Consider the following 20,845-nt stretch of genomic DNA (forward strand, 5'->3'; position numbering starts at 1 on the left):
GCCTATTTAGGAATTGACTCGTTAATGGGAGCTTTATCAGATAATTTATTCAAGTATCCTGAATTTATTAGATTTAATTTTTTCTCTGTTCAGATAGTCCGCAATTGCCTGAAAATTATCCGATCTACCCGTCATTGTAGACCATGCTGCCATCAATTCTTGTTCTAAAGACCTTTCCATTTGAACAGTGGCCCTTGCCAGGTCGCAGGTGTCATGGCCTAACTGATAACGGGGAAGTGCTAAAGAACGAGCCACTTCTAGCCGTCCTTGCATCTGACGGCTAAAGAGTGCTTGATTGTGAACTAAAGAACTAGGATTTTTGAAACTGCGGTCAATCGCCCAAGTCGCAGTGTAAGCTGAATACATTCCTAAAACAATTCCGATCGAGAAAATTGGGTCTATAAATCCAGCAGCATCACCAATCAAGAAAAATCCTGGTCCTGCTATCTGAGTGGAACGATAGGAATAATCCTGAATTTTAGCAAAACTTCCTTCGCAGAATTGAGCATTTACTAACAGGTCTTTTAGAATCGGTATTTCATAACATTTTTGTAGAAAATAAGATTCCCAAGAATCACCGTTTAATTGAACATTTTTCAGAAATTCCAGAGGAAGAACTAAGCCTACACTGGTACTTTTTCTCAAAGGAATGTGCCAAGACCATCCCCAATTTCCCGTCTCAGCAAACGAACAAATAAATGTAGTTGGCAAAATTGTTTTCAAATTTTCCACTGAATGAGCTTTGCCATCCAAACCTATATACTTCGAGTTCTTAAAGTATCCCCACAAACTCATAAACCGAAAATCGGCGTCGATGGTGCGAATGCCGAGTTGTTTTGCCATAACAGCATTTTGTCCGCTTGCGTCAACAATAAACCGACAGGCTATCTTACTTGAACTTTTGTCTTTTAGGAGACGGTAGGTGAGGCTTGGCTCTTGTTGTCCATCTTGCAAATCAACTGACAAAACTGACACTTCTTCAAAAACTTGTACTCCCTTATTTTGGGCATTTTCCAGTAAAATTAAATCAAATCGGTCTCTTTCAACGTGCAGTGCTTGGCGTGAGTAACCAAAATCTTTAAAGTCAATTTGGCGAATTAAGCCATTCCAAAAGCTTGTACCACCTGCTTTCTGAATAAATCCTTCAGCAGCAATTTTGTCACTTACTTGAGCTAAATCAGTATACTTCCAAAATTGCGGAATAGTATTTTCTCCTATATGATGACGAGGGTACTTGCACCGTTCTAACAAAACTACATCGTATCCTTTTTGACTTAAAAACGTAGCAGCCATACTCCCAGCCGGCCCACCACCAATTATTACTACATCGCAGCGTTGAGGTATATTCATCCTTCAAGACTCCCAAGTTTTGACATCACTAAGAACTTAATAGTATCGATAGTCTCAAAATTATCTAACACCACCTCATCTGGATTTATTTTAACATTAAACTGTTCTTCTATAAAGCTAATCAATACAAAAATTCCTAAAGAATCAATAATTTCTTCTTCAATCAGAAGTGACTTATTATCTAAAATTACTTCTGGCTGATCATACATAAATTCTTTGAGTATCTGGCTTTTGAGGATTTCTTCTACCTCTTGCTCTGTATAGCTTTCTGTTGGCATATCCTTAGCTTTCAAAGTAATTTAAGATCGACTTTACCAGAGGAAGTTTTAGGCAAAGATGCCCGAATCTCTATAACAGCAGGAACCATATACTTAGGTAAATAGTCTGAACAAAAACTCGCTAAATCCTGCTTTTGCAAAGACTGAATATCGTGGGGAACCACAACAGCTTTGACGATATGACCGAATTGTTCATCAGAAATAGCTACAACTGCTACCTCTGCTACTTGTGGATGCTTGTATAATGTCGTCTCTATTTCTCCTAGATCGATTCGATAACCGCGACTTTTAATCGTGCGATCGCGCCGACCTAAAAAGATATAATTTCCATCGGGTTCTTGCCTCACTAAATCGCCAGTTTTATAAACCAAGTCCTGCTTTTGCTCTCCCTCCGCTGACTGAGAGGACATATTGCATGAACGGGATACCAAAACCTCCTCAGTCAGATCCGAGTGCCCCCAGTAACCGTCCATCAGCGATCGCCCCCGCACGTAAAGTTCTCCCACTTCCCCCACCGTTGCTATTTCTCCCCTGTCATTGACAGCAAATACTTCATTATTAGCACAGGCTTTACCAATAGGCAAGACCGCGCTCGATTTATCGGGAATCTTCTCAACCGGATAATAATTACAAACATTTGTTTCCGTAGGCCCGTAAAGATTATAATATTTTACCTGCGGCACGCATTCCATCAGTTGCCGCAAATATTTAATCGGAAAAACCTCACCTGCAAACAGAATAGCTCTTAAATTAGAGAAGTCATATCTTGGTAAATCCCCATGCAAAACTAATTGAATGAGAGCAGAAGGAACAGAGTACAAGATTGTTATTTTTTTTTCAGCAATAAATCTAGCTAAGTCAAGCGGAAAAACTGTTAACTTTTCGGGAACGATGATTACAGTCCCGCCAGCTTTGAGTGTTGTAAAAATATCGAAAACTGATAGATCGAAGTGCAGAGGAGCGTGATTGGAAACGCGATCGTCATAACTTACTTGAAAACATTCAGCAGACCAATTAACAAAGTTTAACGTCGCCCGATGACTAATCGTTACTCCTTTTGGTGTTCCAGTCGAGCCTGAAGTGTATAAAATATAAGCCAGTTCCCTTTCAGTTACTTCGTTGACAGGTAAGGGAAATAAAGGTGCTTGCAATACATCCTGCCAACTGATAAAATTGTTGATAGTTCCTGAAATTTGGAAGGCATCCCCACCGACAGCGATCGCACGCCGAACGGGTGCGAGTTTTGGTAATATCTGTTCTAAACTGGCAATTTTTTTAGGGGTAGATATCAACACCTCGATCCGGCAATCATTAATAATAGATGCGATACGCCGAACGGGTGCCGATGGATCGAGAGGAACGTAAACAGCACCAGCTTTGAGAATGCCGAAAATAGCCGATACTGCTTCAATGGATTTGTTGAGATAGATACCGATGCGATCGCCCTTCTCAACACCAGCATTCCTCAAAACGCAGGATAATCGAGTCGAAACTTCGTTAAGCTCTTGATAGGTTATGGAGTTATTATTATAAATAACTGCTTTTCGATCTGGATATTGCTTGGCACTGATTTCTAAAAGCTGATGGAGTAAATAAGGCATATTTTTTAGTTTCACCTAGATGAAATTACAATCCCATAAACTGAGCAATAATTTGGTACTGAATTTCAGAAGTTCCCGAATAAAGCCGACTTCCCAAAGCATCCCGTAACTCTCGTTCCAACTCAAGTTCCGTCAAATAACCATATCCCCCATGAATTTGAATCGCATCTAAACACGACTGTACCCAAGATTCGCTAATATAAAGTTTTGCCATCGCTGCTTCCATCAAAGCAGATTTACCTTGTTGTTTCAACCAGCCAAATTTATACAATAAACTTCTAGCTGTTTCCAATCGCATCTTCATATCCACCAGCTTACTAGCAATCAATTGAAATTTGCCGATTGGCTGTTGAAATTGCTGTCGTTGTTTGGCATATTGAGTGCATTGTTCGATCAATCTTTCCATAGTACCAATAGCACTAGCAAGGATGAAACCCCGTTCCCATTCCATACTGTGACTAAATACAGCCATTCCCGCACCTTCTTTAAGAAGTAAGTTAGCGACGGGGACTTCGCAGTTATCTAGAATTAATTCAGCCATTTGTGCCGTTTTTAATCCCATTTTTGACATCTTTCTTTTGACAATAAAACCTGGAGAATCTTTTTCTACTAAAAAACAAGTAATTCCCCTTTTTCCTCGTTCGGGTTGTATGTTGGCAAAGACTAAAATTAGATTGGCAATTTCACCGTTAGTTACAAACATTTTACTACCATTTAAAATATACTTATCGCCTTGTTTTTGGGCAGTAGTTTGCAAGCTGTAAACATCCGAACCTGCATCGATTTCTGTTACTGCGTGAGCACCAATGAATTCGCCTTTAGCAAGTTTGGGAAGATACTTGAGTTTTTGTGCTGGAGTACCAAACGTCAATAGAGGAATTTCGCAAGCCCAGGTATGAGCGGCAATTGAGAAAAGCAAGCCGTTATCTTTACAACCGTATCCCAAACCTTCTAAAGCATAAATAGTTGTTAGGGGGTCTAATTCTTTTCCACCATATTCCTGTGGAATTGGCAATCCCATAATTCCCCACTCTCCACACTTTTTCCAGCCATCTAGGTTAAACAATTCCTGTTGGTCTAGTTCGACGAGATTTTCTATCAATAATTTTTTGGTAAACTGACTTACGCTTTCCTTAATTTCAATCTGTTCTTTAGTCCAATAAAAATCCATTAACCTTCTCCTGTTTAATATAATAGACCTCTTGAAAAAAAATATATGCTATAATGACAAACTTTTACTTTCAGACTAAGAGTGTCAACTCATAATTATAAATGGCTGACAACAAATTACAACGAAGACCATAACGGCGACGACGATTTCGATAACGACGGCATTGGGGTAAAGACAAGATACGCGCAAAATTTATCACGATGTAGCGATGTCGAGGATGCGTTGGTTTTCGTCCTCAATCAGTTGTTTGAGGATGGTTTCTAGGGTGTGGGTGGTGTTGTCGATGTAGTCAGGGATGTGCATATTTTTCTAGTTTGCTTTTGTGTCTAACCAAGCAATAACTGGCTCACTTTATGCTAGAAATCTTATTTAAGTAGTTTAAAAATTCTTCCCCTGATTCAGTGATCTCACAACATTCTGTTAAATCAACAAAATCTTTGTCTGTCCTTCCATAATTACTTGCTCTCTCTAAATCGCTAATATGTTGATAGGGAGGTTTGATTTTGATTAGTTTCGAGTCTCTCAATGAAATAGCCAAATAGCGAAGCTGTCATGAAGTGCTACTTTGTCGGGTAGGAAGGCATACGTCGCCGCATCCTTCCCCCCTCAGAACGGCTCGTGACAGTTTCCCATCAAGCCGCTCAAGCCATCTGCAACTCAGAACATTTTCCTAGCGGTGCAGAAGTTGGTGACAAGATTGATGAAGATGAATCAGATTTTCCTCTGCATCAGTTCCACCATGTTTTAGCTGCACGCTGTGATGAGTATGTAGCGGTTCTCCATTAAACAGGTGTTCGTTACAAACTGGGCATCGCCAATTTTGGTTAGTCGCAACTCGATAAAGCTTAGAGCCTTTATCCCAATAAGTTTTGCCGTATCGAGTTTGACGATGAAACCAGTAGTCTGAAAGTGCTGGGTTATCTGGGGATGATGTGCCTTTAACCTTAACGTGACGTTGGATTAGAACATCCGATAGCCAAATCAAGGTTAGAGCCTGCGGTTTACCCCTTCGGTTTAGGACTTGAGTTGTAAAGTTCCAATCTCTACCATGAAGAGTTCGGAAATATTTTTTAGCAACCCATCTTTTCCCTTTTGTAGGATGTCGTCTTAAAGCCCATCTCCACAGAGCCTTCCAAACCTCGTGGTCAATATAGTTAAACACCTGTTTGCTTACTCCCGTTTTATAGTAGTTTCCCCAGCCTCGTAAAATCGGATTAAGATGATAAATCACTGCTTCTGGCTTCACTTGTTTATTAGCTTTTAACCAGTCTCGAATCCCCTGAAGAAAGGTTTTCACTTTCTCCTTTTGAGGTAAGCTATAGCAATGATTCTTGAACCGCCGGATATGAAACCCTAAAAAATTAATACCTTGTTCCACAGAAACAATGTTGGTTTTATCCTGGTTTAATACTAATCCTCTTTCAGCCAGAAAAACTTGGATAACGGGAAGAATAGCTATGATGTCTTCTTGACTTTCTGCTGTTACTAGAAAGTCATCCGCATAGCGAATAAATCCATATTTAGGGGGATGATGCTTTGCTGTTTTATACACTTTAATTTTAGTGTATTTAGATAGCAATCTCTCTAAGCCATCTAGCGCGATATTTGCTAAAAGTGGAGAGATGATACCCCCTTGTGGAACTCCGCTTTCGGTTGCATGAAACATCTTAGCTTCAATGTATCCGGCTTTGAGCCATTGTTTGATTAATTCTCGGCCTGGAACTTGTCCAATTGCTTTGAGAATATAATCATGGCTTAGGTTATCAAATGCTCCTTTAATATCAGCATCTAAAACCCAGGTATCTCTCCCAGAGTGTAATCTTAGCCATGCCTGTTCAATAGCATCATGACAGTTTCTACCGGGACGAAATCCGTAAGAATTCGCTTCAAAGCGAGCTTCCCAGCTTGGCTCTAAAGCGTTTTTCACAAGGGCTTGTGCAATTCGGTCAGTCAGGGTTGGAATTCCTAATGGTCTAAATTTTCCCTTAGCTTTAGGGATGTAAACCCTCTGAGTTGGGCGAACTTTCCATAGAGAGTATTCCTGCATTTTCTGCACTAAATTGAGCCTTTGCTCCGAGGTGGAAGCAATTTGCCCGTCTACACCTGGGGTGTTTTTTCCCTTGTTTTCTTGAGTTACCCGTCGCACGGATACTAATAGGTTGGAGTAACTGCGTAACATCAATTTCATCAGGCTTCTGACCCGATTCCATTGACCGTTCTCAGTAGCACGATAAATCCTCTGTCGCAGATTCCTGACACGCTTCTTAACGGTCTTCCAATCAATGTCAGACCAATTCGTTGGCTGTCTTTGCGCTCCGATGTCTGATGAGACTCTATCTTTCACGCTCTTATTAGGTTTCTTTACGTTGGTTTATCGTTGATGACCTGCCAGAAGTCTGCCGTCTTTCAACGTGAGGTTAAGTTTTCGCCTCTATCTCCCGCATTACCGAGAGCTTTTGCTTCCTCTGGCATCCTTTACCCACTGGATAGTTCCGTCTTCTTTGCAGTTGACCTACTTTGAACAGAGGAAACTGTTCACAGAATCCATTGGGCTTACCATGTTCCATCTACTTGACTATCAACCGTGTTGGGTTCCATCTATACTCCGATGAGCTTTTGTCCTTTCATTGCTGATAAGCGCACCCCAGCAACCCGCTCACTTACCATTTTGGTTAGAGTGTTTCAGCCTGATTTCACTCCTCTGCCAATCACGGAGCTTATAATGGTTCACTTTCGTTAACCCGTCTCGGTCTTTCCCTCCTCCTTCTACCAATTTAGGCTATTAGTAGATTGGACTTTCGTGCCTTGCATTCCACTGATTTCATTACTTACTTTCAGCGTAGGCGGGGTAACGTGACCCTTTTACGTGGGAACAGAGAGAAAGGATTCTCTGGAGAGGACAGCCTCTCAGTCATCAGGCACTGTCGTGCTTAGTAGATGACTTCATGTCGCACGCAATTTAAAGCCCATCTGTGTAAAGGTTACAGCGATTAGTTATAACAAAACTTTACATCGTGTCCTATTTTGCGCGGATCTCGGCTTTACCCCGTTAACCTATAGGCTACTGTTGTCAGATGGCAAAGGTTCCAGGGGTGGGTTGTGAAGATATGAGTGTATATTCACAGGGGTATCGTCAATAGGGGAAAGCATAGAAAGGATGGAAACAGCCCCTCTAACCTGTTCGGGTTGAATTTCCAGATATTGCTGTAGTTGCTCAAGGTTGCGATGCCCTGAGACTTCCTGAATGGTTCGGAGTGGGATACCAGCATTACTCATCAAGGTTAAAGCGGTGCGACGCATTGAATGGGTACTAGCCCCATCAATCTCAACCCGGTCAAAAGCTTTTTTAAGAACCCGACTGGCAGAACGAGGGTTCAAATGAGTGGCTGGGTTGTCTCGGAACACACCACCGGGAAACAACCATTTTCTACCCGCTTCTGGTCTGTACTTTTCTAAATACCCCCTCAACTCATCAATCACTGGGATGGTTCGGGTCGCTAGTTTTCCCTTGGTGTTGGACTTCCGAAAGGTTAACTCAACTCTAACGTTGCCTCTCCTGTCGTAAACATCCAAGGTGTGAAGGGTGCAAGCTTCATTAATCCTTGCCGCCGTAAACAAACAGACAGCAAAAATTACCCGATCTCTGAGGTTGTTGAGTCCATCTTTAAATAGGGTTTGAATTTCATCATGGGTTAAAATTTTAGCCTTGCCGTGCCTGTTTACTTTCACATCAGCACCCATACCCGTTAAGAGGATTGTTAGGGCGTGGGTAGTGCCTTTGCAAGTGGGATTAAAAAATCAACTTATCGGGTAAACCAATCAACTCCTGTCTGATCTTCAACGGTAAGAAAGTTAGAACAGCGCCCCATAACTTACAAAGTATTGGGATCGGAGTCGCGGCTAAAATATGCCTGAATTGCCTTTCACCAAACGCTTTAGCGGTATTTACCACCTCAACCACTACATCGGCAGGCGTGATTTGACCATTTTCCAAGTCTCGGACGACATTAGGTAGGTATTCCAACGCGATGTATTTACTCTCCTCATCGAGTTCAGAAAGTTGACTTTTGTTATTAAGAGCCTCTAATAACAAAAGTAAACTTTTTTTAACCGTCCTGAAACCTATACTTAATCGGTCTTTGAGACATTTTGACACCCCGCTTTTGGTGATAGCTAACTGAGAGGCGATATCGTCAATGGTTGCGACTACACCGGACTTAACCGATGACCATAAAGCCTCAATAATCCCCCGCATGGTTTGGACACCTTTTGATGCGGCTTCGGGTGCAATGTCATAGATATCTTCAACAGTGACGGTAGCAGTCGGGTAGGCGAGTCTAATGGCACTCAGGGTGTCGTCATCCAGATCAGCGACAAAATAGCAGTGCAGTTCCTCAGTCGGTCTGAGGTGCGCTCGGAGCCGTCCCCCATATTGAATTAATTCGGCTTCGATTTTTCGGTTTACCCAGTCCCCGTAAAGGCCCGTGCGTTGATCCGGTGTAGGAAAATAACCCGTTAAAGTTTGGTATTCGGCGGCGACTTGTCCTAAGTTTGGGCACGGGTGCCCGACACTAACCATGACTTGAGTATTTAGGAATTGATTAGAGCCGCGAGTGTCCTTATGCCAATAACCCAGCTTGTGTCCCAAATCCTGGTAATTAGCTACCGCGCTCTTATGATCAATCAGTCCGATGTTTTGCCCTTGGTGTCGTTTGGCGATCGCATTAATCGCAATATTAATCCGTTCCTGCATCGTGTCGCGCCGTTGTTTCCCCCCCTGACCCATTCCTTTAATAATGTGAATAGTTAGGTTAGGAGTCGATTGTTTAACCTCTGATACCTCTAGGATTTCATTAAGACTAATCCCTAAAGATAAAGCATAATCTCGTTTATTTTGAGTGGCATCTAAAGCGATTGAGAGCCCCGCACTTTTGATAATATTCCGGTGACGTTTTGATAATTTAGTGATGATTAATTTACCGTTATCAATCCTTAAATTAATCCGTTTATTTCCAATTAAACAATCAATCAAAGCAGGTAGCCAATGCGGAATTACATTGTCTTTAATTGCCTCTTGTTTTTCTTCCGGTGTCTGCAATCCGTTGATAAATTTAGCGTAATTCTCAAGGATTTTATAGCACTCATTCCTTAAATCAATTAATGATGGTGCTATAAAATTTTCCCCTATAACCTTGGTGGCTTCTGGGATTCCGTTAATCATTTCATAATGATAGATTGGAGTCCCCCAAACATTATCACAAGCTAACCAATCATCAGAATATAAATCAAAAATTAATTGATTTAATTCGTCAATAGTTGGCATTAATTCCACTACTTCCCGATGGCTGATTCCGTATCTATGTTTTTCTGTTGTCACTGCCAATAATCCTTTGTAAATCTCAACTAGGATAGGTCTTAATATCTTGAAAAGACGATGATCAGCCCTTAACTGAAGTTTACCAACCATCATCAAGACATCATTAATCTCAACAGTTATTTGATGAGTGTTTTCGATAGATAGGTCATCAAGAATTAAAATGTCATCTGATGATGGGTGTATCGAGTTGATGTCGGCACGAATCAACCTTTCATTAGTTAATGTGTACCGTCTGTTTTCCAAAAATAAACAACCTTGATTAAGTAATGGACACGATTGACAGATAGGAGAATCTTTACCACCAAAAGCAGATAATCCCATTTCTGCAACTGTTAAGAATGTTTGGTTTTCTGGACAATTCGAGGGAATATCAGGGTTTTGATTTTTAGCTCGGATAACGTGAGATTTTCCTAAAGCAGTAGTGCGGTCAGTGTCATAATTTAAGCCATTATGTCGGGCTTCTAAATCAACATAATTGGCTTCTACAGTTGCGTTAGTTGGATTTCTATGATCAGGTGATAGATAGAATATTCTGGCTTTATTCTCCTTGTCATCGGGGTCAATCCCAAAGGTTTCAAGTGTAGCTAACCCAGAATCAAACGATTTTCCGTGACCCGCAGCGGTTGTGTCTAATAAATGTTTAAATCCCTTCTCGCACGCTTCACCATAGCAAGCCAACCTTTCCCCATTATTAAAAATGATTTTAGGGTGTCCCATCTGTTGCCATTCGTCAATCGTTGGCAATTGTCCGGGGGTGTAGGTTATTGAGATTAAAGGCTGTGGTTTCCATAGTACAATCGCGCTACATTCTATTTTTTGTTCTGGGATTATTACGGGTTTGGCTTCGGGGTTTTGTTCGGGTGTAACAGGTTTATTTTTCTGGTTTACCCGACTGTAAAAACGTTTAACAATCCGTGCTAAATCGTTTTGTAATTTCGGTAATTTAAAGCGATTAAACCATTGTTCTTCACTCAATTCTCCCTGATCAATAACCTGATTATCCCATTCTATATAAGAGATAATCCGAGCATTGTTAAAGGTTTCTGTGGTAATCTCATCAATATCAACTTTATCTGATTTTGGTCTATCACCTTGTCCCCAATCTCTTATATAAAGGGTAATTCCGAGCTTTTTAAGGAATAGATACAATTCCCGATAAGCACCCATTACATGATGATTAGCTTGGCATCCAGTGTCAGGGTTTAAGATGTATAAATCAAAGTTTTTGGAATCAACAATAGCTTTAAATTCCTTCTTAGAGCCATGCCAATTCACACCGCCAGCACCCAACACATTAATATTGTGTAAATGCGCTGCGGGTAAGGGTTTTTGTGTTCCCTCTATAATGTTTAAATCAGGGGAACTATTTAATTTTAAAAACTGTAATGGTAGTTCACCGGACACGCGGCGATCGCTACTTCCCCAAAGCCATTGATATTTAGGATTCCGATCATCCCTAGCAATCTGAAACCCAATGATTAATCCTTTGATATTCCGAATAGGAATCAGAATTCCTGATCCGCTATTGGCTAGAGTTCCCTTGTCTCCCATCCCAGGGAAGTTAGGACTAATCGAGATCAGATTAAATTCTTGATAGCGGTCAACCGACTTAAACCCGATTGAATCAATTTGAGCATCGGTTAAGCCGCGACCGTGCAACTGTTCCCGATGTTTGGCAGTAAGTCCCAATTGCTTGAGAATTTTTCTGGCTTCATTATTTAATTGTTCATCAGTCAACGGGGTAATGTTTGAAGGTTTGGCGGCTTTGGGTTGCTGTTCCGGTCTGTATTCTTGACGCTCCCCTGAATCGGCCCCGAACAATCCCCCCATACCTCCCCTGAGAGGTTTGAGATATTTCCATCCGGGTATGCTCCAATTGCTATCACCCCGTAGGCACATTATTAAATTGTCTGAAATTTTGCAACCGTGCGTTTTTTCACAGATTGGGCATGGGTTACGCTTGCTTGAGGCGATCGCCTTTCCTTTTAATGTGGTGTCGGAGGTACTCATCTCGCACCCCCTTGAATCGTTGAGAGGTGCTGATTATTGCAATCTATATAAATCCGTTGTTCATTCTGTAGATTGTGTGATCTAGTTATATTACTGAACAACCAGATAAGAATTTGAGGATTTGGCTTTGAGGGAATCGGTTCCCCTGCTTTACGTCGGCAAGTAAGTATGTTAGATTGGTTATACATTTTAAAACAAATTATTTGGATACCCACCTTTGGCGAGGTGGCTTTTTTTTATTTTGGATATTTTTTTTTCAAGGTGGGAATAATGTAGCATATTTTACTTTGATAGATCAATAGAAAAATTAGAATATATACGATGAGAATTTACGTCGTCGTCCCCGCAAATCAATACAGTCACAGTTTTACCGCCCGCCGTTGTATGTACAGAATTGATTGGTTAAAGAATCAAATCTATGTAACAGTTCTGATGAATATGTGACAGTTCTTAGGATTCCCCCCATTAACAGCCTCAATCATGTATTTAGTCCTCCGATGCCGACCTAACCCATTTCAAATCAGATTCCAGTACCCGTGATTCAGGGTATTGCCATCTATCAGTACCTCAACAATTTGGACGGCCGTTGAGATAGCCCAATTCCCTAATTCCATATTGAAGTGAATAATCTGGATAGTTTTTTTCAGGAATTTCTTGAGGTGTTTCTTGAGGTTTCGGTGTGCAATTCAGATAATTAGCTAAGAATCCTCAGTAATGGGATTGCAAATTGAAGCAACAAACAAAACTGATTTAGCGATCCGCCAGAAATCCCCTGGCCCCGAAGTTAGGGGGTTTTTATGAATGTTTCCCTTTAACAATTAGTCCAGATATATTGATTCATTTGCTATTCCTGTTATTCGTTATGTTATTCGTTATGTTATCTGTTATTTGTTATGTTATTTGTTATGTTATCCGTTATGTTATCCGTTATGTTATTCATTACCTCAACGGGTCAATAAAAAACTAGACTGTAAGAAGTGCTTGAGGGGAAACATCAATAAATATCAAAGCCTTAATAAAAATTAATAAATCAGTCTATGAGTTTAAATCGTTATCCTGAAAATTGGAAGCAACTCGCTTTGGCGGTTAAGGAAGCGGCGAATTGGCAATGTCAACGATGTGGTCGTTTATGTCTGAAACCTGGAGAAACCTTACCCGATAACCTAAAACGTCGAGCTTATGTGTTGCAAGTCCACCATTGGAATTGTGACCCTGGGGATAATAGGTTAGAAAATTTAGTGGCTTTGTGTAGTAGTTGCCATTTAGCTTGTCATTGTCGCAGTCGTGGAAATATCTCACCTGGGCAGTTATTCCTTGACTTAAAACTACCGTAAAATACGGAAAAACCGCCCCGGATGAGGCAGTTCAAAGAATTGTGATTTTGATAATAGCCCATGATTTTAGGCAGCAAAAGCAATCAAGAGCAGGGAAGTCAACAGAAGTGCAGCAGCAGCGGCTTGAAGGGCATAGCGACTTTGCTGTTCGGGTGATGGGTATTCGGCAAAATAAAGTTTGGGTTCGGTGGCGTAGTTATTTAGGATTCCATTTTCGTTGGTGGTTCTCATGGTGTTTTTCCTTGAATTTAATTTGCTTGTGTATGTAAATTAATGTAACGGAATGTTAAGGATTGTTACAGTGACTTGACTCAATAACCGAGGTGATGTTTGTCACAGGGAATTTTTGAATAATCTATTGATTAGTCTGCTATGCTATTCGTTTCGTTACGCTATTCGGTAGCCACCGAGATACGCGCGAAATGGGACAGGTTGTAACAAATTATTACGACTAATCGCTGTAACCCTTACACAGACGGGCTTTAAATTGCTACTTTGTCGGGTAGGAAGGCATACGTCGCCGCATCCTTCCCCCCTCAGAACGGCTCGTGACAGTTTCCCATCAAGCCGCTCAAGCCATCTGCAACTCAGAACATTTTCCTAGCGGTGCAGAAGTTGGTGACAAGATTGATGAAGATGAATCAGATTTTCCTCTGCATCAGTTCCACCATGTTTTAGCTGCACGCTGTGATGAGTATGTAGCGGTTCTCCATTAAACAGGTGTTCGTTACAAACTGGGCATCGCCAATTTTGGTTAGTCGCAACTCGATAAAGCTTAGAGCCTTTATCCCAATAAGTTTTGCCGTATCGAGTTTGACGATGAAACCAGTAGTCTGAAAGTGCTGGGTTATCTGGGGATGATGTGCCTTTAACCTTAACGTGACGTTGGATTAGAACATCCGATAGCCAAATCAAGGTTAGAGCCTGCGGTTTACCCCTTCGGTTTAGGACTTGAGTTGTAAAGTTCCAATCTCTACCATGAAGAGTTCGGAAATATTTTTTAGCAACCCATCTTTTCCCTTTTGTAGGATGTCGTCTTAAAGCCCATCTCCACAGAGCCTTCCAAACCTCGTGGTCAATATAGTTAAACACCTGTTTGCTTACTCCCGTTTTATAGTAGTTTCCCCAGCCTCGTAAAATCGGATTAAGATGATAAATCACTGCTTCTGGCTTCACTTGTTTATTAGCTTTTAACCAGTCTCGAATCCCCTGAAGAAAGGTTTTCACTTTCTCCTTTTGAGGTAAGCTATAGCAATGATTCTTGAACCGCCGGATATGAAACCCTAAAAAATTAATACCTTGTTCCACAGAAACAATGTTGGTTTTATCCTGGTTTAATACTAATCCTCTTTCAGCCAGAAAAACTTGGATAACGGGAAGAATAGCTATGATGTCTTCTTGACTTTCTGCTGTTACTAGAAAGTCATCCGCATAGCGAATAAATCCATATTTAGGGGGATGATGCTTTGCTGTTTTATACACTTTAATTTTAGTGTATTTAGATAGCAATCTCTCTAAGCCATCTAGCGCGATATTTGCTAAAAGTGGAGAGATGATACCCCCTTGTGGAACTCCGCTTTCGGTTGCATGAAACATCTTAGCTTCAATGTATCCGGCTTTGAGCCATTGTTTGATTAATTCTCGGCCTGGAACTTGTCCAATTGCTTTGAGAATATAATCATGGCTTAGGTTATCAAATGCTCCTTTAATATCAGCATCTAAAACCCAGGTATCTCTCCCAGAGTGTAATCTTAGCCATGCCTGTTCAATAGCATCATGACAGTTTCTACCGGGACGAAATCCGTAAGAATTCGCTTCAAAGCGAGCTTCCCAGCTTGGCTCTAAAGCGTTTTTCACAAGGGCTTGTGCAATTCGGTCAGTCAGGGTTGGAATTCCTAATGGTCTAAATTTTCCCTTAGCTTTAGGGATGTAAACCCTCTGAGTTGGGCGAACTTTCCATAGAGAGTATTCCTGCATTTTCTGCACTAAATTGAGCCTTTGCTCCGAGGTGGAAGCAATTTGCCCGTCTACACCTGGGGTGTTTTTTCCCTTGTTTTCTTGAGTTACCCGTCGCACGGATACTAATAGGTTGGAGTAACTGCGTAACATCAATTTCATCAGGCTTCTGACCCGATTCCATTGACCGTTCTCAGTAGCACGATAAATCCTCTGTCGCAGATTCCTGACACGCTTCTTAACGGTCTTCCAATCAATGTCAGACCAATTCGTTGGCTGTCTTTGCGCTCCGATGTCTGATGAGACTCTATCTTTCACGCTCTTATTAGGTTTCTTTACGTTGGTTTATCGTTGATGACCTGCCAGAAGTCTGCCGTCTTTCAACGTGAGGTTAAGTTTTCGCCTCTATCTCCCGCATTACCGAGAGCTTTTGCTTCCTCTGGCATCCTTTACCCACTGGATAGTTCCGTCTTCTTTGCAGTTGACCTACTTTGAACAGAGGAAACTGTTCACAGAATCCATTGGGCTTACCATGTTCCATCTACTTGACTATCAACCGTGTTGGGTTCCATCTATACTCCGATGAGCTTTTGTCCTTTCATTGCTGATAAGCGCACCCCAGCAACCCGCTCACTTACCATTTTGGTTAGAGTGTTTCAGCCTGATTTCACTCCTCTGCCAATCACGGAGCTTATAATGGTTCACTTTCGTTAACCCGTCTCGGTCTTTCCCTCCTCCTTCTACCAATTTAGGCTATTAGTAGATTGGACTTTCGTGCCTTGCATTCCACTGATTTCATTACTTACTTTCAGCGTAGGCGGGGTAACGTGACCCTTTTACGTGGGAACAGAGAGAAAGGATTCTCTGGAGAGGACAGCCTCTCAGTCATCAGGCACTGTCGTGCTTAGTAGATGACTTCATGTCGCACGCACTTGGTGTCAGCTTCGCTATTTCTACGCCAGCTTCGCTATTTCTATATTGTCTAGGCAATATAGATTCAACGGCCGAAATTTCTGAACTTATTCCAAAATGACGAAGAAGCTTTTTTATTCCTTTTTATGCTCTCCTGAATAAAATCTCGTTCCTCCTGGGTCATTTCATCCCCCCGTTGATGCAACCAATTTTCCGCCACTGATAACGCAGTTCCCCGCAACAACCCTTCCGTCTCATAGTTATAGTTTTTCCATTCCTGTAACGCCACCTTTAACCGTTCTTGCCAAGTTCTAAACTGACGGTTAGCATTCATCCACTCCCGCAACCTTTGCCATTCTCGAATGAGTGCTTCATGGACTACTTCGACGGTATCTTCCTGTTCCTGTCGTCCCGTCACCACTAATCTCGCATCCGCTAATTGTTTAACTAAATTCCAATTTCTATCATTTAGTTCCGTTTTTGTTGCCACTCGTCGGGTGTCTTCCGTTCCTTCCCCCGGACGCACTAACTGCACAAATATTCGCTGCGCCTGTTGTTTCTCCGGTTCACTCAATCTTTGATAAACTTGTTCGGCATAATTAGTAATGGCTTTTTTAACCCCCCCAATTTCTTCATAGGCTGCATGAGTTAACGTTCTGTTTTTCTGTTTTTCCCATAACTGAGTTAAGGTAAATTCTAATAACGGTAAATTCCCCGGTTCTTGCTCCACATCATCCAGAATTCTTTGAGTTAATTGTTCTTCTAATTGTACTTCTAATTTTTGGGCAGGAAGTTCAATGGCGGCTTGTAATTCTTTCCGTTTCATGGAACTCAGTAACTGGGGGGTATATTCCTGTAAGGCATCCCGAAAGGGACGATAGGACAAAACATAACCATAAAAATCTGCCCGTAAGGTAAAAACTAATCTAATATTTTCTTGAGCAATAACCGCTAGTAATTCATCAGCAAAGTGTTCCTGTTCTTCCTTAACTGGACACAGGGTAAACAGTTCTTCTAATTGGTCGGCGACTAATAATAATCGTTTCCCAGGATTTCGTTCTAAAATGCGAGAAATCACCTGTTGTACTGTGATTCTCCCTTGTTGAAAATCACTAGCGAGTCCCACAGATTCCCGCAAGAATTGTGTTTCTCCCGCTTCCGGTTCCAGTTGTCGAACTAAGGCAGAAGCTAAGGGTAAAAACGGTTCTTTACCTGGACGGAAAACCTCAATTAACCAGTTCCCCTGTTGTCGCAATTTCGGAATTAAACCTGCAAAAACCACCGAGGATTTTCCACTGCTACTCGGCCCAATAATTCCGACTAACGGTTGATTTTGGGTAACTTCTACTAATTTATTAATAAAGTTTTCTTGCCCAAAAAAGAAGTCGGCATCTTCTTCTCCAAAAGCTGCAAATCCTTGGTAAGGGTTCGGGGGAATAACGTCGTCAAGAATCGGAATATCCGTATTAACAGCAGTTGGAATTAAAGGTTTTTTCTTTAAAACCGGAGTTTCATATTCTAAGAAACTCATCATCTGGGAACAGCCTAACTCATAAGCTTCTTCAAATTCATATCCAGCCGCTAAAGCATCATAAAAAGCAACGGAAAAGGCAACGGCGGCTTGATCTCCCACCGCTTTCTTCGTCCCTAATACATAATCCACATATTGACTAATTGCCTCGGCTTGAACTTCCGAATAACAGGCATTAAAAATTACACATTCAACACTTTTTTTAGCAAATAATTTAAACATACTGGCGAGGGTTTTCGTCTCCAGGAAGACCATTTTTCCGGTGTCGTCTTCGAGAACAATTCCATCCCCATGTCCACAGAAGTGAACAATCTGGGGTTGATAATCTAAAATTCCCCGATAAACATCATGGGAACGAACCGCCCATTTTTGTTCTAATTTAAACTGATGTCGTTGATTAGCCCGTCGCAACCCTTCGTCAATTTCCCGAATTTCTTCCTCTAATCGCAACCGATTCGTATTAGTTGGATTCGCCGCCAGAATTAAAATCGTTTTAGGATTGACATTACTGTCAATAATTTCCCTATGTTTCTTAACGGTAGGAGTTTCAATTTTCCTCTGTTGTGATTTTTCATTTTGATGTTCAAAATTTTCAATTTCTTCTGCAAAACGAGCATATTCTCCTCCCAAACGCTTTAACACTTTTGATGTTATTTCTGCAAAGTGTTGAATCTGTTCTTGTTCGTCTTGGTTATTAGATTGTTGAGGATTTTTCAGCAAAGCATTAAATTCGTACAAATTTTTCCCCATTCGTTCAGCGACATACTCAGAAACAGCATTCAGAACAGTCAGAGAATCTGATTGAGGAGTAGAATTCAGCAATAATTCTCGTACTCCCTCGATAAAATCATATAGAACCGCATCGGGATTAGTGTTGGGTTTAATCTCAGATACAGGTTTGAGTAACCCTCCCAAAAACACCTCGGCGACATGAACTTGCCTAGATGCAGGGAGCATAGCATCTTGAATGATGCGAACCACAGGCAAACAAATTGTTGGGGCAGCAGACAGTAAACCCGCAAGCCGACGAGCCAGAGGAGACGCATTCAAGCGGAATCCTTGAACTCGTTCTTCTGCGGATAAGGAGGTTGAGTTCTCTTGAGGCGCTGTTTCCTCTTCTAAGTCTGGAGCAGGAGCGAAGACAAAACCAGGAGCCCAAATATTACCCTGACCCGATACCATTTTGCTCCAAGTGGCTGCCATCTCTGGTTCAAGGGTGAGGACGGGAACTTTAATTCCTTGCTCAAAATCTTCATCATCCCAGAGTGAAGACACTTGCATTTGCAAAGCAGTATTCGCAACGCCAGGGGTGAGTCCAGAAAACCGTGCCGATGTTGCTAAACCGAGAGCCGTTCTGTTCCATAACCACTGCGGCAACATCTGTACCACTGCCATTGGCCCGTTTTCTGCCCAAACTTGCAAAGCGGGTAAAATATCCCCATTCCTCCACATCGCTGAAACGCAATCACTAACTACCAAAACTAACCGTCGCTTTGCCGGATCAATTAATTCCTTTGGACTGTGTAGACGAGGGTTATTTGTTGTGACTCCAATTCCGGCTCGTAGGAAAATAGTTTTCTGCTGCTCGTCATTGACCAATGCCCAGGTTCTCACATCTCGAAATGCACCGTAATGTTCTAGGAGTCGCTTCAGTTCAATAACGGTGTGTCGCCAGATGACCATCGAAATGCCTTCATCAACGACGAGGGCGATTTCTAACCAGGGTTCTTTTAGAGGTTGGAGAACGGGAATACAGAGTCCTTCGGCAGCAGTCCGTTCAGCAGTTGCGGTTTCATTGATCTGCGTTGCTTTAGGGGAAGGAACTCGACTCATCAACGGACGCAAGGCTCGCGTTAGAGATAAAGGTTCTCGCAGTGAGGGGGCATCCGGTAACGCTAAGGACAGCGTTCCTGTGGTTGTAGAGCGTTGACGGTTGGATTGAGTTGTTGGGTAAATTTGGGCTTTTGGATTGTCCTCAGCAATTAAGTCAGTGGGAGGTTCTTCTACAAGAGGTTCGGCAGATGAAGAACGAGTAGAAGAATTGGAGCGTTTAGAATCATCGGGACGAGAAAGATTGACGGTGGGTGTTAATGCAACAGGTTGCTTTTCAGAACTCGGTTGAGAAGATGAAAAGAATTCACTAGATTGTTGGAGGGCAAGCCACAAAATATCAGCAATTTCTTCTGCTGTTAGATCAAATTCTACACCCAAAGCAGCAATCAATTGTTCCCTCATCTGTTGTCCTCCGCACTGGTTAAACGTTTGAACAACAGCTTTCTAATTTCCTCTTGGTCAGTGATATTAGGACAAACATTGCGTGTGATGAGATAAACAGCATTTAACAATTGATCGGTCGATCTATCTGTCGTGTTAGAGTCAAGAAATTGTTGAATGAGAGCGTTAATTTTGTCTTGAGCGTCCTGCCATTGTTGTTCGTCTAAATCCGCTTTGAGATGAGCTTGAACAATCTCTTGGAGAGCCACTCCATTAGGATCTGGCATATTTACCCGTAAACATCGTCTTAAGAAGGCGGGAGGGAAATCACGTTCACCGTTACTGGTCATGACAATTAATGGAAAAGCAGAGCAACGAACCCGACCTGCTCTAATTGTGGCATCTATTCCTTCATCTTTTGTACGGATTTTGACTTCCGGCATTTTTTGACATATACGAACTAATTCGGGAATTTCAAATTCCCCTTCTTCAAACAGATTGAGTAAATCATTGGGTAAATTGATATCACTCTTATCGATTTCGTCAATCAAGAGAACGCGAGGATATGGGCTGGGTAAAAAAGCAGTTCCGACAGCATTAAGCTGAATATATTGACCAATATTAGCCAGAGGATCTTGAGTAGAATTCTCCTGTTTATTCAATTGGGCATCTTGCAAACGAGCGATCGCATCATAGCGATAAAGACTATCCTCTAAGGTGGAACGAGCAGTAATTGGCCATGCTAACACAACCCCTAATTGCAGTTCATAGGCGATCGCATAAGCTAAAGAGGTTTTACCCGATCCCGGTTTACCTGTTATTAATAACGGGCGTCGGAGATAAAGAGCAGCATTAACAGCATTAACAACTTCATCTTGATTGTTTTGAATCCGAAAAGATTGACCTCGGCTTTGATCTCGTTCAGCTTTTTTGGCTAAGTTTTGTATTTTCTGCCAACGTTGTTTGCTCTCATCAATTATATCATTTTCTAAACTGCTAAATTTTCGCCAACTTGGAGGCGGAGGAAGCTGTTGTATGTCGTTATGGGATGTATTCGCTCCACAAAAAATTTTCCAGTCTTTCATTTCTTTCATAATCTCCTTTACTAATA

Annotated in this window: 12 protein-coding genes; 1 reads left to right on the top strand and 11 read right to left on the bottom strand. The window is 41.6% G+C overall.

Annotated elements, in window-relative coordinates:
• Nucleotides 1–45: 45 nt before the first annotated feature.
• From AC559H_RS24795 to AC559H_RS24825, 7 genes are all read right to left on the bottom strand, one after another.
• Nucleotides 46–1,350, bottom strand: a complete 1,305-nt coding sequence (locus AC559H_RS24795) for an NAD(P)/FAD-dependent oxidoreductase (RefSeq protein ID WP_036834549.1) — start codon at nt 1,348–1,350, stop codon at nt 46–48.
• A complete protein-coding gene (locus tag AC559H_RS24800; RefSeq protein ID WP_036834552.1) occupies nt 1,347–1,628 on the bottom strand; it encodes an acyl carrier protein in 282 nt (93 codons plus the stop codon). The genes AC559H_RS24795 and AC559H_RS24800 overlap by 4 nt, the downstream gene beginning before the upstream one ends.
• A gap of 11 nt (nt 1,629–1,639) precedes the next feature.
• Nucleotides 1,640–3,229 (bottom strand): amino acid adenylation domain-containing protein, encoded by a 1,590-nt coding sequence (locus AC559H_RS24805; protein ID WP_026796176.1) that lies wholly within the window; start codon nt 3,227–3,229, stop codon nt 1,640–1,642.
• 25 nt (nt 3,230–3,254) lie between these two features.
• Nucleotides 3,255–4,400, bottom strand: coding sequence for an acyl-CoA dehydrogenase family protein (locus tag AC559H_RS24810; protein ID WP_026789275.1), 1,146 nt, complete (start codon nt 4,398–4,400; stop codon nt 3,255–3,257).
• Between the two features lie 670 nt (nt 4,401–5,070).
• Nucleotides 5,071–6,744 carry a group II intron reverse transcriptase/maturase gene (gene ltrA / locus AC559H_RS24815; protein ID WP_026796177.1) on the bottom strand — a complete coding sequence of 558 codons (1,674 nt, stop codon included), beginning with the start codon at nt 6,742–6,744 and terminating at the stop codon, nt 5,071–5,073.
• A 710-nt stretch (nt 6,745–7,454) separates the two neighbouring features.
• Nucleotides 7,455–8,129: a tyrosine-type recombinase/integrase gene (locus AC559H_RS24820; protein WP_051319878.1), complete on the bottom strand. Its 675-nt coding sequence runs from the start codon at nt 8,127–8,129 to the stop codon at nt 7,455–7,457.
• 61 nt (nt 8,130–8,190) lie between these two features.
• Entirely contained in the window at nt 8,191–11,607 is a 3,417-nt protein-coding gene (locus tag AC559H_RS24825; RefSeq protein ID WP_026796178.1) for a hypothetical protein, read from the bottom strand.
• 1,217 nt (nt 11,608–12,824) lie between these two features.
• Here AC559H_RS24825 and AC559H_RS24830 point away from each other — a divergent pair.
• A complete protein-coding gene (locus tag AC559H_RS24830; RefSeq protein WP_026796179.1) occupies nt 12,825–13,121 on the top strand; it encodes an HNH endonuclease in 297 nt (98 codons plus the stop codon).
• Nucleotides 13,122–13,187: 66 nt separating this feature from the next.
• Here AC559H_RS24830 and psb34 read toward each other — a convergent pair whose 3' ends face one another.
• The 4 genes from psb34 to AC559H_RS24850 all read right to left on the bottom strand — a co-directional run.
• On the bottom strand, nt 13,188–13,352 hold the full coding sequence (gene psb34, locus AC559H_RS24835; RefSeq protein ID WP_036834240.1) for a photosystem II assembly protein Psb34: 165 nt from the start codon (nt 13,350–13,352) through the stop codon (nt 13,188–13,190).
• A gap of 369 nt (nt 13,353–13,721) precedes the next feature.
• Nucleotides 13,722–15,395: a group II intron reverse transcriptase/maturase gene (gene ltrA, locus AC559H_RS24840; protein ID WP_026796177.1), complete on the bottom strand. Its 1,674-nt coding sequence runs from the start codon at nt 15,393–15,395 to the stop codon at nt 13,722–13,724.
• Between the two features lie 679 nt (nt 15,396–16,074).
• Nucleotides 16,075–19,755: an SAV_2336 N-terminal domain-related protein gene (locus AC559H_RS24845; protein ID WP_193372522.1), complete on the bottom strand. Its 3,681-nt coding sequence runs from the start codon at nt 19,753–19,755 to the stop codon at nt 16,075–16,077.
• On the bottom strand, nt 19,752–20,845 hold a 1,094-nt coding region (locus AC559H_RS24850; RefSeq protein ID WP_347375206.1), incomplete at its 5' end, for an AAA family ATPase. The genes AC559H_RS24845 and AC559H_RS24850, both read right to left, overlap by 4 nt.

Origin of the sequence: Planktothrix prolifica NIVA-CYA 540 (assembly GCF_963864145.1) — a bacterium.
Classification (GTDB): domain Bacteria; phylum Cyanobacteriota; class Cyanobacteriia; order Cyanobacteriales; family Microcoleaceae; genus Planktothrix; species Planktothrix agardhii.